Origin of the sequence: Rhizobium ecuadorense (assembly GCF_001187535.1) — a bacterium.
Taxonomy (GTDB): Bacteria; Pseudomonadota; Alphaproteobacteria; order Rhizobiales; family Rhizobiaceae; genus Rhizobium; species Rhizobium ecuadorense.
Genome location: NZ_LFIO01000743.1, coordinates 1 through 301, shown reverse-complemented (window position 1 = coordinate 301; position 301 = coordinate 1). Strand labels below are relative to the sequence as shown.

The 301-nt window shown below is 59.1% G+C and carries 1 pseudogene; it reads left to right on the top strand.

Annotation, left to right across the window (positions count from 1 at the left end):
- A pseudogene (locus tag AF337_RS13660) lies at positions 1-301 on the top strand (glycogen debranching protein GlgX); the annotation flags it as partial.

The window sequence follows — 301 nt, the reverse complement described above, 5'->3', positions numbered from 1 at the left end:
GCTATCAGGTGGGCGGTTTTCCCCATCCCTTCCGCGAGTGGAACGACAAGTTTCGCGACGACGTGCGCCGCTTTTGGAAGGGCGACGGCGGCATGGTGTCGGAGATCTCGCAGCGCATCACCGGCTCGGCGGTACAGTTCAACCACTCGGATCGCGGCGCGACCTCATCGATCAATCTGCTGTCGGCCCATGACGGCTTCACCCTGATGGACACGGTTTCCTTCAACGACAAGCACAATGACGCGAACGGCGAGAATAACAGGGACGGACATTCGGACAATCATTCGGACAATATGGGTGC